The sequence below is a fragment of the Pseudomonas sp. FW305-20 genome (genome assembly GCF_058788075.1).
In genome coordinates, this window is the sequence record NZ_JBYTAJ010000036.1 from 40,935 (window position 1) to 57,528 (window position 16,594).

Here is a 16,594-nt window from a genome sequence, read left to right on the forward strand (position 1 = left end):
AGCGGCAATTGGCTGAACCTCAAGATAAGCGCCAAACTCTTAAGTGAAACGCTTGCCTGGAGAGCGATCATGGCACTGCACCGCGTCGCCCGTTTCGCCGATGTGCCCGAAAACCGGGGCCTTGAAGTCCAGAGCGCGGACACGAAAATTGTCCTGCTGCGGGTGGGCGATCATCTGCGCGCCTTTCAGGGCGAATGCCCCCATGCCGGGGCACCGCTGGCCGAAGGCGCTCTGTGCCACGGACGGTTGATCTGCCCGTGGCACAAGGCTGCGTATCGGATCGAGGACGGTGCGCTGTGCGAACCGCCGTCTCTGGACAGCCTCAAGCGCTATCGGCTGGAAATACTCGATGACGAGGTCTGGGTCGACGATCAGCCCATGTCCGACCCTCATACCCCTCCGGCGGACGACGAGCGAACGTTTGTGATCATCGGTGCCGGCGCAGCAGGCACGGCGTGCGCGGCGGCGTTGCGCGAAAAGGGCTTCGGTGGCCGGGTGCTGTTGATCGACCGTGAAACCGGCGCCGGTTACGACCGTACGGTCTTGAGCAAATTCGTGATTGCCGGGCAGATGCCGCCAGAAGAAGTCCCGCCGTTGCGTGATGAAGACTTTTACCGCGAACAGCGTATTGAACGAATAAACGCCGAAGTGGCGAGCCTGGACGCGGCGAACAAAACGTTGCGCCTGGCTGATGGTCAATCCCTGAGCTACGACGCGGCCCTGCTCGCCACCGGTGGCACACCCAACCCGCTTACGCTGCCTGGCGCCGAGCTGCCGCAGGTGTTCGTGCTGCGTTCGAAGGATCAGGCGCAGCGGATTCTGGGTTCGGCAAAACCAGGCCAACGAGCGGTGATCATCGGCGACAGTTTCATCGCCATGGAATCCGCGTCCTCCTTGCGTCAACTCGGCCTGGACGTCACCGTTCTGGCCCGCCACGCCGTGCCTTTTGCCAAACAGTTTGGCGAGGCCGTCGGCAAGGCGATTCGTGCCCTGCACGAAGCCAATGGCGTGGTGTTTCATACGGATGGCAATGCAACGCACATCGAAGGCACCGCCAGGGTCGAAGCGGTGCGCCTGGACAACGGTCAACGTTTACCGGCGGATCTGGTGTTGGTCGGCATTGGCGTCAGCCCGGCAACCGCTGCATTTACCGGCCTTCCTCTGGAAAAAGACCAGTCGCTGAAGGTCGACGGCGGGATGCGCGTGACCGATGGGCTTTGGGCCGCCGGCGATATCGCCACCTTCCCGCTCAACGGCCAGCCCCAACGGATCGAACATTGGCGCCTGGCACAGCAACAGGCACGGATCGCGGCGATGAACATGCTCGGCGGCGACGAGCATTACCTCGACGTGCCCTATTTCTGGACCTGGCACTTCGGTAAAAACTACGACTACCTTGGGCACGCCGCGACCTGGGACGAGGTCGAGTTCAAAGGCGACCCTGACCATCCCCCTTTTATCGGTCTGTTCGGCAAGGACGGATTGGTGGTCGCCGCAGTGGCATGCGATGAAGAACGCGCAATAGCGCTGCTCGCCGAACGGATGAAACAGCCTTTGTCGGTGGATGAGGCGTGGCGGTTGGTTCGGGACTTGAATTAACGTGATGTGGGAGTCCTTCGGCCTCCAGCGGAGCAAGCTCCCTCGCCACAAGCCAGACAGCAAAACGCCCGGCGTCTGCGTTGCGCAGAGGCTGGGCGTTGGTGTGTAAGCCCTGGTTTTACTCGACGGCGACATTCCCGCCGAATTTGCTCATGACAAACCCGACAAACTCTTCGACGGTCATCTTCTGGCCGTTGAATTCCACCTGATTATTGGCGTAATGCAATGTGGAGACGATGTTGCTGCCATCCAGTTTTGCCAACTGCGTACCGACGGCCATGCTGCCAAACATGTCGGCGGTGGCGGTGGCCTGGTCGGCGATAAGCTTGGCGTCGGTCTGACCGTCGATTTGCGACTGCACGCTCAGCAGGTCAACGAGCATTGGCTTGGACACTTTCACGTTGACGTCCAGCAGCGCGATCAGTTGTTGGGCCAACTGGTCCGGCGGCAGGTCCATGGATTGTGGCTTGGTCAGGTTGAGCACCAGATTGGCGCGGCTTTCGCCATTGGCAGTGTTGAACGACAGGTTCTCCAGGGCAACCTGCGGACCGGCAGCCAGCAGTTTCTCCAGGTCGGTTTTGACCTGCGCCTCTTCGGCCGGGGTCAGGACCAGCTCTGGCGCCGGTTCACCCGCAGCCACGGCCTCGGCGGCGGCCCTCTCGTACGGTTGCAGTTTGGTCTGGTAAATCTGCATCAGCGACATGGTTGCCGGGATGTCGAGGTTCTTCAGGCTCATGGCCATCTGCGCAGACCCGACAACCTTGCCGTTCAGGGACACCTCACCGACCTTGTAATCGGCACGGCCCGAAGCGCTGGTGCCGGATTCCTCGGTCTGGTTTTTCATTTCAAATTTCTTGAAGCCCAAGACCGACTGCTTGGCGCCGAAGGTGGTCTTGCTGTCGGTCAGCTCGACGGTGTTTTCGCCGGTGTAGTAGCCGTAGGTGCTTTTTGTCAGGTTGCTGGCCACGGTCAGACCATGCAGTTCGACCTTCACCGGCGTCTGATCTTCAGCCACCGTGCTCAGTGTCAGGCTGTCCATGTAACCGTTGGCCTTGACCTTCTGCGCTTGAGCGCTGGCGGCGACATCGAGGTTCAGCCCGGAGAACTTCAGGTTGGACTTGTCGTCAAGCGCCACGTCCAGCGGCAGCAATTGCAGGGTGCCGTTGGTGGCATTGTCGTAACCGATGTTGACCACGCCCGTGAGTGGCGATTTGTCCTTGGCGGCGACGAACCACTTCTCGGTGGTCGGAGTTCTTTCCAGTTCGTAGTGACTGGTGGCCAGGACCGGCAGCCACTTCAGCGACACCAGGCGCGAAAACGGCAGCGGGCCGTGTTCGATGCGATCGACGAACAGCAACTCCACCGGTGCTTCACCGAACATCTCGCCTTCGCCCTTGAGGCGGTAATGCGCGGTGCTGCTGAACACATGGCGCTCCAGCGACACCAGCTCCAGCGACGCCGTGCCGTTGGAACCGACCAGCGCAGCTTGCAGCTCTTTGTTGGCGTCGGCGATGGAGGTGTTCAGCACACCTTCGAGTTTGGTGCCGGTGTACCAGGCACCGCCGGCGCTGATTGCGCCGATGGCAACGACGATTCCAAGAAGCACGCCTGCTGATTTATTCATGAATGACCCGATCAATGTCCGTTGTTTGGAGGTGTGGTCGTCTTCCCTGAACCCTGACGGGTTACGGTCACGACTGCGTAAAAGTGCGGTGCAGATTAGCATCAGGCGCACCGGGCGACCCAATGATTAAAGGTGAAAGAGTGTCTATGGACCGTACACAGGGGTTGAGAGTTTCGGCGGATATGAAATCGCCATCGCGAGCAGGCTCGCGCCTACAGGGTGTCGTGATCGACACATAACCCATGTGGGAGCGAGCCTGCTCGCGATGGCGCCAGTCCTGCCAACACCGATCAGGAATACTGCGTTTCAATCTCATCAAGCTGATGATCAAAACTCTTGAGCCGTGCGGTCCATGTATAGACCAGCACTTCGAAGTCGCGATTGATCACCGCCGTGCCGCTGGGGGATTCCGAGCGCGGGTCGCAGAAGTCCAGTTGATAGCGTTCGCGGGCCATGGCGGTGGCGACATCGGAGAGTTCACGGGCGTTATTGAGCCAGTGCCAGCCCTCCTCGGCCACTTGCTTGTCCAGCGCCTGGCATTGTTTTTTCAGGTTTTCGAGGCTTTTTTCCAGCGGTGTGCCGGTCAGTTCGCCCATGACTTCCTGGAACGTACGGCCCGGTTGCCAGTAACTGCCCCAGAAATACCGATCGAACACCGTTTCAACACGGCGCAGCGCAACCTTGGTGTCCCAGATCAGCACCAGGGTCTTGCCTTGTTCGAGCTGTCTTTTCTTGATGCGCTGACCCTGGACCGACGCCCAGGCCACCACCACGATTGCCATCACGGCAATCAATGCCGCGGCGCTGTCGAGGAACACCAGCGCCGTGTCGATCTGGTGAGCCAGCATGATGCCGTAGAAATAGGTGGCCGACAGCAACACCAATGCCGCTATAGCGCACCAGAAGCCGGGAGCATAAGGGTTTTTCATTATTGGAATCCCCATGACCAACACGAGCCTTGATTGATGAGGTCAACGCGCAACCTCATCAAGTCAAAGCATAGCAACGGCCTCAGGGTTTGCCCTCGTTCGGGCCTTGCGTTCGTCCGCTTTCCCAGCTGCCACGTTTCTTGGCTCGATCATAAACAGCGCTGCGCTCACGCTTACCTACCGCCACCACGGAAACGACTACACGCTCATCAATAACCTCATACACCAACCTGTACCCCGATGACCGCAGCTTGATTTTGTAGCAGTCAGGCATTCCATGGAGTGAATCTGAGGGCACTCGCGGGAGTTCAAGTCACTCTGCCAGTTTCTTTTTGAATTGCTCGCGCAATGTATGACCCAGTTTGTCCCACTCCTTGCGTGCAGACGGCAGGAATTCGAGCTTATAGGTCATCCAGATTTACCGGGATCGGCGTTTCATGCCTGCGCGAGCGAACGATTTCTGCCAATTCAAGGTCATCGAGGCGTTCCATCATGGCCTCGAAAACATCGGCCGGGACCATGTAGCCCATTACTCGATTGTGATTCAGCACTGCAACGGGCCCACCATGGGCGCCGCTGAAAACCGCAGATGGGTTTTTCTTCAACTCAGACACACTGACAGCCAGGTCGGCCAGAACATATTGCATAATTAAGACCTCAATTCAGGTCACGATTCTGGTCCATTCATGCTTTATGAGCAACCTGGAAGAAACTCTAAAACTGTATTTGCATTCGAATTATTTACCGCTCACCCGTTTTTACACCCCCCGCCCCTTCCTCAGCAGCACATCCAATTGATCCACCACCTCCGCCCAATCGGCGTCATCCAGAATGTCGTCGCGCAGGAATTCCGCCTGGCTCTGAGTCCAGAAAAACGCATCCGCCAGGTGCAATTCGGGTTTGAGCGGGGAATGGGTGGCGATGAATTTGTCGATGCTTTCGGCGTCGTCGGGCAGGCCGAGTTGTTTGAACAGGTTGGGAAGGCTGTGGATTGGGGATTCCATGGTGGGCTCCTTTTTCATGGCAAATGATTGGGTGACTGCTGCGCAGTCAATCGCGGGCAAGCCACGCTCCCACAGGAACGGCGAGAACCCTGTGGGAGCGTGGCTTGCCCGCGAAGGCGTCATCACTGACGCCGCAAAAACTACTGACTCAACTCACACACTTCAGCATGCGGCACCATTTTCAGGAATTCCGGCACGCTCATGTGCACCAGGTTGTTGTGGTTACCCGCCTCCAGGTAGATGTCTTTTTGCCGGGTCAGCAGTGGGTCGATGACCATGTCCAGGCCATAGGATTCGCCCAACGCCGGCACGGCGCCGCGTTCGCAATCCTGGAACAGATGCGCCAGGGTGCTTTCCCGGGTGATCTGCCATTCGCCACTGCCGCGTACTTTGCTCAGGTCCAGGTGACGGCTCGCTGGCAGCACAGCCATCAGGTAATGGCCGTGGTGGTCGTCGAGGATCACCGATTTGGCCACCCGCTCGGCAGGAATGCCTGCGACCCGCGCCGTTTCAAGGCTGCTGGCCGAGTGCGGATGGGTGACGACGTCAAATTCGCATTGAGCCTTGTCCAGGCTGTCCTGCACTGTTCTTGCCATACGCATGATGCACCTCGGTGTCCGCAACAACGTTTCGCGGACGATGGTTAAACCTTTCTCACCACTAAAAGTCTAGGCCCGCTGACGCCAGCGCGCGGGAAATCTGCCCGCCGGAACACGGTCAACAATTGATCAAAATTCGTACAATTGAGCGCTCAGCTAGACTGTATAAAGAACCATCAATGACTCTCCCGGAGGGTCACGTGAACACTCGTTGTTTTACGGTTGCGCTGCTGTGGGCTCTATGCGGATCGGCTTTCGCAGCGGACACCGTCGTCGTGCTGGTACCCAATCCCATCGGGATCTGGCTGATCACGTTCGGCATCGCGTTTCTGATCGCCGAGGCGGCCCTGCCCAATTACGGCGTGATCGGCCTGGGCGGCATTGTGATGTTCGTGATCGGGGCAGTGATTCTGACCAACACCGAGGTGCCGGTTCCGTTGATGATCGGTTTGGGACTGATCAGCGCGCTGCTGTTGATTTTCCTGCTGATCCGCGCCCTCAAGACACGACCGCGGGAAAACGTCAGTGGCGATGCAGGGCTGGTGGGCAGCGTGACACAAGTGATGTCGCTGGCCGGCAATGCCTATAACGGCTGGGTGCACCTGCAAGGAGAAAAGTGGCAAGTGCTCAGCGCCACGCCGCTGCAACCGGGGCAGAAAGTCCGGGTGGTGGCACGCAAGGGATTACTGCTGGAAGTGGCCGCGGCTGACGCGGCGCCGGCTGGAGAATAACCATGGGTTTGCAACTGGGTTTTGTCGCGCTGCTGTTACTGCTGATTGCATTGGCGGGGTCGACCTTCCGCATCCTGCGCGAATACGAACGCGGGGTGGTCTTCCAGCTCGGGCGCTTCTGGCAGGTCAAAGGCCCTGGCTTGATCCTGCTGATTCCGGTGGTGCAGCAAATGGTTCGCGTCGACTTGCGCACGGTGGTCCTCGACGTGCCGCCACAAGACGTGATCACCCGCGACAACGTCTCGGTCAAGGTCAACGCAGTGTTGTATTTCCGCGTCCTCGATCCGCAGAAGGCGATTATTCAGGTCGAAGACTTTCTCATGGCCACCAGCCAATTGGCCCAGACCACGTTGCGGGCAGTGCTCGGTAAACATGAACTCGATGAACTACTGGCCGAGCGTGAGCGGTTGAACATCGACATCCAGCAAGTGCTCGACGCCCAGACCGATGCGTGGGGCATCAAGGTCGCCAACGTCGAGATCAAGCACGTGGACCTCAACGAATCGATGATCCGCGCCATCGCCAAACAGGCCGAAGCCGAACGGGAACGCCGGGCCAAGGTGATCCACGCCGAAGGCGAATTGCAGGCCTCGGAAAAACTCATGCAGGCCGCCGAAATGCTCGGGCGCCAGCCGGGGGCCATGCAGCTGCGGTACATGCAGACGTTGAGTTCGATTGCCGGGGACAAGAGTTCGACGATTGTCTTTCCGCTGCCGATCGAGTTGCTCAAGGGCATGGCGGATTTGTCGTCCAAATCCTGACCTTTCCTACAGGCGCCAACGTCCGGTAACCGCGTCGGAGATTTCCTTCAAGTTGTAGCGGCGTTGGTGAACTTGTTCCGGTCCGAAGCCGGGTCTAGTCTGGCTTTGTCACTGAATAAACGGTGACACGGACGTGCAAGTCCGACGAAACTGTTTAGGTCGCAATTGCCATATATCTCAATGAGCCTTTATAGGCTCGCTGTTTTATGGCGGCTGCGCGCAGGAGATCCTCGGATCTGCTGGGTGTCCTAAACAGTCCCGGTCTTGCACACCTGCGCTCAGCCGCCACCCCATTCGCGTGCAAACGAACGGTGGCGGTTCCAACTTACTGTTTAGGGAGTTTTATATGTTCAAGGTATCGCCAAATCCGCCAGACAACTCTGGCACCCCCTCCGAAGATCCACTCGAAGCCGAAAAACTCAAAGAAGCCGCCGACCGCGCCTTCGCCCACTACTTCCCCCCGACCACCGAAAAGCCGCCCAGGCACCGCAAAGGCCACCTCTTCACCGTCGCCCCCGAGGTCAACACCGAAACCCTGCTGGCCAACGCCGCTGAAGACCTGCTGTCCATCAGCGCCATCGCGGCCAATCTGGCAGACGAAGTGGACGGGACACGGCGCTCCGTAGCCCTGGCGCTCAGCCGCATGGCCGATGGCGTGCAATTGCTCGTAGAGCGAGTGCAGGATCATTGGGATGAGTCGGAGGTCATGCAGGCTCGGGTCAAGGTTTAGCCGGTGGATTTGTGGTGAATTGACCACCGCTATCGTCGGAACGCCGCCCGGAGTCGGCTCACTCCTACAGTGGATCTTCGGTGAACACAAAATATGTGTACGACTGAGATCCACTGTGGGAGTGAGCCTGCTCGCGATTGCTTCAGTGCCGTCAATACATGACTCGGCACCTAGCCCAACACCTCACCGCCAAGCCAGGTCAGCAAGTGATCGAGACAGGCCTCAACCGATTGCACGCCCGTATCAAGCACCAAGGAAGCGGACAACGGCGGTTCATACGGCGCAGACACGCCGGTAAACCCTGGCAAATCCCCCCGTCGTGCACGGGCGTAATGCCCTTTCGGGTCGCGCTGCTCGCACACGGTGAGGGAAGCGCTGCACCAGACTTCGCGGTAATCCTCGCCCAGTCGCCGGGCAAACACCTCACGTAACTCCATCAGCGGCGCGATCATCGCCAGGATGACGATTTGCCCGTTCTCCACCAGCAGCGCCGCGACTTCGCTGGCGCGGCGGATGTTCTGCAGACGGTCACTGTCGGTAAAACCCAGATCCCGATTGAGCCCGACCCGCAGCCCGTCGCCATCAAGCACGATGCTCTGCACACCGCGCCCGAACAGCTCGGCGTGCAGCGCCTGGGCCAGGGTCGATTTGCCCGCCGCCGGTAGACCGGTGAGCAAAATCGCCGTGCCGCGATGGCCGTTGCGCGCCTCCCGTTGTGCGCGGCTGATGCTCGCCGTCGGCGCCAGCAGATTATTGGACCGGGGCATGGGCCACCGGTGTCGTGATGTTCCCGTCCGCCCACGCCGCTTCGCGGTTGGCCAGCGCGGTGGCAATGGATTGCACTTGGGTGGATTGCACCTGATCCGGCAGCGGATCGAGCCCCGCACTGGCAAAGATCTGGCCGTAAGCGTTACGCAGATCGGCGTACGACAGGTCTCGACGCAAATCGGCCTGCAAAGTGTTCAATTCGCCCTGGATCAAGTCCAGTTCACCCAGCCCGGCCGCCTGATAACGGTTGCGCAGCTGGCCAACGATCTGCCCGTCGATGTCCGACAGTTGCTGATTGGTCTTGAACTGCCGCAACGCCTCGCGGTAGTTGGCGTTGGCCACATAAAGCTGCGCCAGCACCGCAATCGACATGGCCTGGCGGCGCGCCGCAGCGACTTCTTCGCCGGCCTTGGCGACGTTGATCGCCGCCGGAGCGGAGATCACGTTGAACAGGTTCCAGGTCACTTTCACGCCGTAGTCGGCCCAGCCCTGCTCCACCAGGAACGAGTTGCTGTCGTAATGCCCGCCCGCCGAGAACTCCAGCCCCGGCAGCAGCCGCAACATGGCTTTGCGGGTTTCCGCCGCGCTGATGCGGCTTTGGTAATCCTGCTCACGCAGCTCGGGACGACTGGTCAGGGCTTCCTGTTCCAGGCTGGCGAGGTCAACTTTCAACTCCGGAATGACATAGTCGTCCTGGGTCGCCAGGGTCAGGTCGGTGCCCAGCGGCAGATTGATCAGGGTCGCCAGTTCGGTTTTCGCCAGCGACAGCGCACGCCGCTGTTCTTCCAGTTGGCGGGTGGCTTCGATCAGCGAGCGTTGATACCCCAGCGCCTGAATCGGATCGCCGATTCGCTGCTGGCTCATGCTTTGGCTGTTGCCGCGCGCGGTGTCGACCCGGGCCATGAGGCTGTCGATCTGCTTGAGCAAGCGCTCGGCGGCCATGGCTCGCCAGTAGGCCGAACGCACGTCCTGAACGATGGTGTTGATCACCTTGCGCCGGCGCTCCTGAACGATCAGTCGCTGGTCGCCCTGTTGCTTGGCGCTGATGTAGCTGACGCCAAAATCGAGCACGTTCCAGACCATGGTCAGGTCGGCGACTTCACGGTCGCGGTCTTGCGAGGTCGATGGCTCCAGAGACTGGGTGCCGGTCCGTACGCTCTGGCTGCTGGAGGCGTTGACGTTGTTGCGGCCGACGTACCCGGCGTCCAGCGCCATGCGCGGCAGCATGTCGAAACTGGCGAGGTCGAGTTGGCGCTTGGCCAGGGCCTCTTCCATGATTTTGAGCCGGCCTTCGAGGTTGTACTTCACTGCGCGGGCCATGGCTTGATGCAGGGTCAGCGGACCGCTGAGGGGTTCCTGATCCTTGTACATGTTTTGCAGGTCGCTCCTGGCGCGCTGTTGGCTGACGCTGCGTTCGATCGGTTCACTGGTGACTGCACATCCGCTGACTGCAAGCGCCAGCAGGCTGGCACCAAACAACTTAGAACTTCTATTCATCCTTGACTGCCCCTGGACACAGCATTGTTTTTAGGTGTTTTTTCAGGCCTGCATTTCGCTGACGCCGACCTGTCGCAAAGCCGCGGCCAGGCTGTCGACCTGCCGTTGCTCGGTGTCTTTGAGCTGTTGCAATTGCTGGACGAGACTCGGCGCACCAAACACGCCGCGCAGCCCCTGTGAAACATCCCCGGCCTTGATCGACTGGCTGCCGAATGAGTTCAGCGAGTCTCGTTCGCTGCCGGCGTCCTGATTGAACAGGCTCGACAGCGTGCTGGTGCCGAACACCCCGCCATCGCCACCGCCGAAGCCGAGGAAGCCATTGCCCGAGCCATCGCCGCCGCTGTCACTGCTGCTGAACACCTGGGCGATGAAGCTGGGGGCCAGCGCACCGTGGTTCATGAAGATGTCGCCCAGCGGCCGGATGCCATTGCCGATCACGCGGCTTTCGAACAACGGGGTAAAGGTCAGCGGTGAGCCGAGATCGCCGGTCGGGGGCGTGAAAATGATCGGTTGCAGTGGCACGTTGGGCTGATCGGCAACGGTGACCGGCGGTGGGATCCGGGCCAGCGGGTCAGGCGTCACGACCACGGCAGGCGTCTGCACCGGCACGGTGTCGATGGTGTAGTTGTTGGACACCGCCACACCCGTGCCGGTATTGCCCGAACCGTCGCTGACGTTGCTGCTGTCCAGCGCAATGAAGTTGCTCGGGTCAGTGATGCTCGCCGTCGGCGTGAAGGTCGCGGTCCAGGTCTTGCCGCCGTCGCTGCTGGCCAGGTTGGTGAGCTCGCCGTTGGTGACGCTGAGGTCCGACAGGTCGAAATCGCTCACCACTTCGCTGAAGGTGATGGTCACCAGCGTGGTTTGACCGACGCCCAGGTTCGGGTTGGCGACCACGATGGTTGCCGTCGGCCGGGTGGCATCGAGCGCGTAGTTGTTGGAGATCGCGATCCCGGCACCGGCGTTGCCCGCGGCGTCTGCCACAAGGCTGCTGTCGAGCAGGATCAGGTTGGTGGTGTCGCTGATGCTGGCGGTCGGGGTCAGGGTGGCGGTCCAGGTCTTGCCGCCATCACTGCTGAGCAGGTTGGACAAGGTGCCATTGGCGACGCTGAGGTCCGACAGGTCGAAACCTGAAACAGTCTCGGTGAAGGTGATGGTGACCGTGGTCGTCTCGCCGATGCCCAAGCGGTTATCCGCCACCACGATGGTTGCCGTCGGCCGCGCCGTGTCGATGGCGTAGTTGTTGGAATCGGTCACGCCCACGCCACTGTTGCCCGACGCGTTGATTACACCGCTGTTGTCGAGGCTGATCAGGTTGGTGGTGTCCGTCACATCGACGGTCGGCGTGAACGTCGCGGTCCAGGTAACACCGCCATCGCTGGACGACACGTTGCTCAGCGTGCCGTTGGCAATGCTCAGGTCCGCGTTGGTGAAACCGCTGACCGATTCGCTGAAGGTGATGGTCACCCCTGAGGTTTCACCCGCCTTGAGGGCGTTGTCGGCCACCACGATGGTGGCGGTCGGCACCTGGGTTTCCACGACATAGTTGGCGGAGTTGGTCGTGCCCGAGCCCGCGTTGCCGGCCTGGTCCGTGACGCCGGTATTGTTCAGGGTGATGAGGTTGCTGGTGTCGGTCACGCCGATGGCAGGCGTGAACGTTGCGGTCCAGGTGATGCCGCCGTCGCTGCTGCTGACATTGCTCAACGTGCCGTTGGCGACGCTCAAATCGCTGTTGTCGAAACCGCTCACCGCTTCGCTGAAGGTGATGGTCACCAGCGCAGTTTCTCCCGGTTTCAGGGTTGTATCGCTCAACACAATGGTCGCGGTCGGGCGCTGGCTGTCGATGGCGTAATTGTTGGAGTCCGTTATGCCGCTGCCGGTGTTGCCCGCCCCATCGATCACTCCGGTGTTGTCCAGGGTAATGAGGTTGGTCGAATCGGTGACGCTCGCGGTCGGCGTCAGGGTGGCGGTCCAGGTGATGTTATCGCTGGTGCTCAGATTGCTCAGGGTACCGTTGCTCACCGTCAGGTCGGCTGTAGTAAAACCGGTTACCGCCTCGGAGAAGGTGATGGTCACCACCGAGGTTTGCCCCACCGCCAGCGCTGCATCTGCGACCACGATAGTGGCCGTCGGGCGCTGGGTGTCGATGGCGTAGTTGTTGGAGTCGGTGGTGCCGCTGCCGGTGTTGCCCGAGACGTTTTGCACGCCCGTGTTGTCCAGGGTGATCAGGTTGCTGGTGTCGGTGATCGCGCCGGTCGGGGTGAATGTTGCCGTCCAGGTGACGCCGCCATCGCTGCTACTCACCGCCGTCAACGTGCCGTTGGCAATCGTCAGGTCGGCATTGCTGAAACCGCTCACCGCTTCCGAGAACGTAATGGTCACCAGCGATGTTTCGCCGATTTTCAGCGCGTTATCGGCGAGCACGATAGTGGCGGTCGGCAGGACCGTATCGATGGTGTAGTTGCCGGAACTGGTGGTGCCGCTGCCGGTGTTGCCGGCGATGTCGGTCACACCGGTATTGTTCAGGGTGATGACGTTGCTCGGGTCACTCACGCCGACGGTTGGCGTGAAGGTCGCAGTCCAGGTGATGCCGCCGTCGCTGCTGCTCACCGCCGTGAGGGTGCCGTTGGCGATGGTCAGGTCGGCGTTGGCGAAACCGCTGACCGCTTCGCTGAAGGTGATGGTCACCAGCGAGGTTTCGCCCGCTGCCAGTGTCGTATCGGCCAACACAATCGTGGCGGTCGGACGCAGACTGTCGATCGCGTAGTTGTTGGAATCGGTGGTGCCCGCGCCAGTGTTGCCGGCTCCGTCCACAATGCCGGTGTTGTTCAGCGTGATGATATTGGTTGCATCGTTGATGCTCGCCGTCGGGGTGAAGGTCGCGGTGTAGGTGATGTTATCGCTGGTGCTCAGGCCGCTCAGGGTGCCGTTGGCGGCCGTGAGGTCGGCGGTGGTGAAACCGGTCACCGCCTCGGAGAAGGTGATGGTTACCACCGTGGTTTGACCCAGCGCCAATGCGGTATCCGCCACGACGATGGTCGCGGTTGGCCGCACGGTGTCGATGGCGTAGTTGTTGGAATCGGTGGTGCCGCTGCCTGCGTTGCCCGAGGCATTTTGTACACCGCTGTTGTTCAGGGTGATCAGGTTGGTCGCGTCGGTGATGCTGGCCGTCGGCGTGAACGTCGCGGTCCAGGTGATGCCGCCATCGCTGCTGCTCACCGCGGTCAACGTGCCATTGGCGATGGTCAGGTCGGCGTTGCTGAAACCGCTGACGGCTTCGCTGAACGTGATGGTGACCAGCGACGTTTCACCGACGCTCAGCGCATTGTCGGCCACGACGATGGTGGCGGTCGGCAGCACCGTATCGATGGTGTAGTTGCCGGAGTTGGTGGTGCCGCTGCCGGTGTTGCCGGAAATGTCGGCCACACCGGTATTGTTCAGGGTGATGACGTTGCTCGGGTCACTTATGCCGCCGGTTGGTGTGAAGGTCGCGGTCCAGGTGATGCCGCCGTCGCTGCTGCTCACCGCCGTCAATGTACCGTTGGCGATGGACAGGTCAGCGTTGGTGAACCCGCTGACCGATTCGCTGAAGGTGATGGTCACCAGGGAGGTTTCCCCGGCACTCAGGGTCGGGTCAGCCAGAACGATGGTCGCCGTAGGGCGAACCGTGTCGATCGCATAGTTATTGGAATCGGTGGTGCCGCTGCCAGTGTTGCCCGCCAGATCCGCGATGCCGGTGTTGTTCAAGGTGATCAGGTTGGTGGTGTCGTTGATGCTCGCGCTCGGCGTGAAGGTCGCGGTCCAGGTGATACCGCCGTCGCTGCTGCTCACCGCGCTCAAGGTGCCGTTGGTAATGGTCAGGTCGGCGTTGGTGAAACCGCTGACTGCCTCACTGAAGGTGATGGTCACCAGCGAGGTTTCGCCGATTCTCAGCGCCGTGTCCGTCACCACGATGGTTGCCGTTGGCCGCACCGTATCGACAGCATAGTTATTGGAGTCGGTGGTGCCGCTGCCCACATTACCGGTGCCGACAGCCTGCACGCCGGTGTTGTCGAGGGTGATCAGGTTGGTCGTGTCGGTGATGCTCGCGCTCGGCGTGAGAGTCGCGGTCCAGGTGATGCCGCCGTCGCTGCTGCTCACCGCGGTCAACGTGCCGTTGGCGAGGGTCAAATCGGCGTTGGTGAAACCGGTCACGGCCTGGTTGAAGGTGATGGTCACCAGTGAGGTTTCGCCGATTCTCAGCGCGTTGTCGGCAACAACGATAGTGGCGGTCGGCAGCACCGTATCGATGGTGTAGTTGCCGGAGTTGGTGGTGCCGCTGCCGGTGTTGCCGGAAATGTCGGCCACACCGGTATTGTTCAGGGTGATGACGTTGCTCGGGTCACTTATGCCGACGGTTGGTGTGAAGGTCGCGGTCCAGGTAATGCCGCCGTCGCTGCTGCTCACGGCGATCAGGGTGCCGTTGGCGATGGTCAGGTCGGCGTTGGTGAAACCACTGACCGCTTCGCTGAAGGTGATGGTCACCAGCGAGGTTTCGCCCGCGATCAGTGTGGGATCGGCCAGCACAATCGTGGCGGTCGGACGCACGGTGTCGATGGCGTAGTTGTTGGAATCGGTAGTGCCGCTGCCGGTGTTGCCCGACAGATCCGCGATGCCGGTGTTGTTCAAGGTGATCAGGTTGGTGCTGTCGTTGATGCTCGCACTCGGCGTGAAGGTCGCGGTCCAGGTGATACCGCCATCGCTGCTGCTCACCGCGGTCAACGTGCCGTTGGTAATGGTCAGGTCGGCGTTGGTGAAACCGCTGACCGCCTCACTGAAGATGATGGTCACCAGTGAGGTTTCGCCGATTCTCAGCGCCGTGTCCGTCACCACGATGGTGGCCGTCGGGCGCACCGTATCGACCGCAAAGTTGTTGGAATCGGTAGTGCCGCTGCCGGCGTTGCCCTCCAGATCCGCCACGCCGGTGTTGTCCAGGGTGATCAGGTTGGTCGTGTCGGTGATGCTGGCGGTCGGGGTAAACGTCGCCGTCCAGGTGATACCGCCGTCGCTGCTACTCACTGCGGTCAAGGTACCGTTGGCGATGGTCAGGTCGGCGTTGGTGAAACCGCTGACGGCTTCATTGAAGGTGATGGTCACCAGCGAGGTTTCGCCGATTCTCAGCGCATTGTCCGCCACCACAATGGTTGCGGTTGGACGAAGCGTATCGATCGCATAGTTGTTCGAATCAGTGGTGCCGCTGCCGGTGTTGCCCGCCAGATCCGCTATGCCGGTGTTGTTCAGGGTGATCAGGTTGGTCGTGTCGTTGACGCTCGTGTTCGGGGTGAAGGTCGCGGTCCAGGTGATGCCGCCGTCGCTGCTGCTCACCGCCGTCAACGTGCCATTGGCGAGGGTCAGGTCGGCGTTGCTGAAACCGCTGACGGCTTCGCTGAAGGTGATCGTCACCAGTGAGGTTTCACCGATTCTCAGCGCGGTGTCCGTCACCACGATGGTCGCTGTTGGCCGTACGGTATCGATGGCATAGTTGTTGGAATCGGTGGTGCCGCTGCCGGCGTTGCCCGCCAGGTCGCTGACGCCGGTGTTGTCCAGGGTGATCAGGTTGCTTGTGTCGGTGATGCTCGCGCTCGGCGTGAAGGTCCCCGTCCAGGTGAGCCCGCCATCGCCGCTGCTCACCGCGGTCAGGGTGCCGTTGGCAATCGTCAGGTCAGCATTGGTGAGACCGGTGACCGCTTCGTTGAAGGTGATAGTCACCAAGGAGGTTTCGCCGACCTTGAGGGCCGTGTCGGTAAACGCGATGAGGGCGGTCGGGCGTACGGTGTCGACCGTGTAGTTATTGGAATTGGTGGTGCCGACGCCAGCGGTGCCCAGGATGTTGATCACACCGGTATTGTCCAGAGTGATGACATTGCTCGTATCGGAAATGCTGGCGGACGGCGTGAACGTTGCGGTCCACGTAAGGCCTCCATCGCCGCTGCTTACCGCGGTCAAGGTGCCGTTGGCGATGGTCAGGTCCGCATTGGTGAGACCAGTCACCACCTCGGAGAAGGTAATGGTCACCAGGGACGTTTCGCCGATGCTAAGAGTGGTATCAGCGACCACAATGGTCGCGGTCGGTGGCGGCGAATACGCGGTGTTGAGTAGGCCGCCGTCGTTATAGATTGTCGCGACGGCGGTTGGTGAGGTGCCGGTGCTGCCACCGCCCTGCGCGGTACCGCCTGCACCACTGGCCGCGGCATTACCGGCCAGGGCGGCGAAGTTGGCGGCCGTCATCAGCAGCGTGCCTTTGTTCCAGATCGCACCGACGCCCCGGCCACCAATGCCGCCATTGCTGGCATTACTGCCTTGGCCACCACCACCG

At 60.8% G+C, this 16,594-nt stretch carries 12 protein-coding genes and 1 pseudogene; 4 read left to right on the plus strand and 9 right to left on the minus strand.

Going from position 1 to position 16,594, the window contains the following annotated elements:
- The first annotated feature begins 69 nt into the window (after window positions 1-69).
- A complete protein-coding gene (locus AC3WP4_RS24155) occupies window positions 70-1,599 on the plus strand; it encodes an FAD-dependent oxidoreductase (protein WP_102616235.1) in 1,530 nt (509 codons plus the stop codon).
- Between the two features lie 118 nt (window positions 1,600-1,717).
- On the opposite strand, the gene AC3WP4_RS24160 is transcribed toward AC3WP4_RS24155, so the two are convergent.
- The 6 genes and pseudogenes from AC3WP4_RS24160 to AC3WP4_RS24185 form a co-directional block, all read right to left on the minus strand.
- Window positions 1,718-3,223, minus strand: coding sequence for a YdgA family protein (locus tag AC3WP4_RS24160; protein WP_102616236.1), 1,506 nt, complete (start codon window positions 3,221-3,223; stop codon window positions 1,718-1,720).
- A gap of 290 nt (window positions 3,224-3,513) precedes the next feature.
- A complete protein-coding gene (locus AC3WP4_RS24165; protein WP_074872455.1) occupies window positions 3,514-4,152 on the minus strand; it encodes an NADH:ubiquinone oxidoreductase subunit N in 639 nt (212 codons plus the stop codon).
- Between the two features lie 82 nt (window positions 4,153-4,234).
- Window positions 4,235-4,564: pseudogene (locus AC3WP4_RS24170) on the minus strand (type II toxin-antitoxin system RelE family toxin).
- The gene (locus AC3WP4_RS24175) at window positions 4,554-4,799 is read right to left on the minus strand and encodes a type II toxin-antitoxin system Phd/YefM family antitoxin (RefSeq protein WP_074872453.1); all 246 of its coding nucleotides are present in this window, start codon (window positions 4,797-4,799) and stop codon (window positions 4,554-4,556) included. The pseudogene AC3WP4_RS24170 and the gene AC3WP4_RS24175 overlap by 11 nt, the downstream one beginning before the upstream one ends.
- Before the next feature lie 111 nt (window positions 4,800-4,910).
- Window positions 4,911-5,156 (minus strand): DUF2789 domain-containing protein, encoded by a 246-nt coding sequence (locus tag AC3WP4_RS24180; protein ID WP_074872451.1) that lies wholly within the window; start codon window positions 5,154-5,156, stop codon window positions 4,911-4,913.
- 140 nt (window positions 5,157-5,296) lie between these two features.
- Entirely contained in the window at window positions 5,297-5,758 is a 462-nt protein-coding gene (locus tag AC3WP4_RS24185; protein ID WP_008148137.1) for an aminoacyl-tRNA deacylase, read from the minus strand.
- Window positions 5,759-5,955: 197 nt separating this feature from the next.
- On the opposite strand from AC3WP4_RS24185, the gene AC3WP4_RS24190 reads away from it, so the two are divergent.
- From AC3WP4_RS24190 to AC3WP4_RS24200, 3 genes are all read left to right on the plus strand, one after another.
- Window positions 5,956-6,486 (plus strand): NfeD family protein, encoded by a 531-nt coding sequence (locus tag AC3WP4_RS24190; RefSeq protein WP_074880437.1) that lies wholly within the window; start codon window positions 5,956-5,958, stop codon window positions 6,484-6,486.
- Window positions 6,487-6,488: 2 nt separating this feature from the next.
- On the plus strand, window positions 6,489-7,247 hold the full coding sequence (locus AC3WP4_RS24195; RefSeq protein ID WP_074872448.1) for a slipin family protein: 759 nt from the start codon (window positions 6,489-6,491) through the stop codon (window positions 7,245-7,247).
- A 346-nt stretch (window positions 7,248-7,593) separates the two neighbouring features.
- Window positions 7,594-7,977 (plus strand): DUF6124 family protein, encoded by a 384-nt coding sequence (locus AC3WP4_RS24200; protein WP_102616237.1) that lies wholly within the window; start codon window positions 7,594-7,596, stop codon window positions 7,975-7,977.
- Window positions 7,978-8,147: 170 nt separating this feature from the next.
- On the opposite strand, the gene cysC is transcribed toward AC3WP4_RS24200, so the two are convergent.
- The 3 genes from cysC to AC3WP4_RS24215 all read right to left on the minus strand — a co-directional run.
- Window positions 8,148-8,744, minus strand: coding sequence for an adenylyl-sulfate kinase (cysC, locus tag AC3WP4_RS24205; RefSeq protein ID WP_074872444.1), 597 nt, complete (start codon window positions 8,742-8,744; stop codon window positions 8,148-8,150).
- Complete coding sequence (locus tag AC3WP4_RS24210) at window positions 8,728-10,242, minus strand: TolC family protein (protein ID WP_074872442.1); 1,515 nt, start codon at window positions 10,240-10,242, stop codon at window positions 8,728-8,730. The genes cysC and AC3WP4_RS24210 overlap by 17 nt, the downstream gene beginning before the upstream one ends.
- Before the next feature lie 42 nt (window positions 10,243-10,284).
- Window positions 10,285-16,594, minus strand: a 6,310-nt coding sequence (locus AC3WP4_RS24215) for an Ig-like domain-containing protein (RefSeq protein ID WP_256581787.1), incomplete at its 5' end; no start/stop codon positions are given.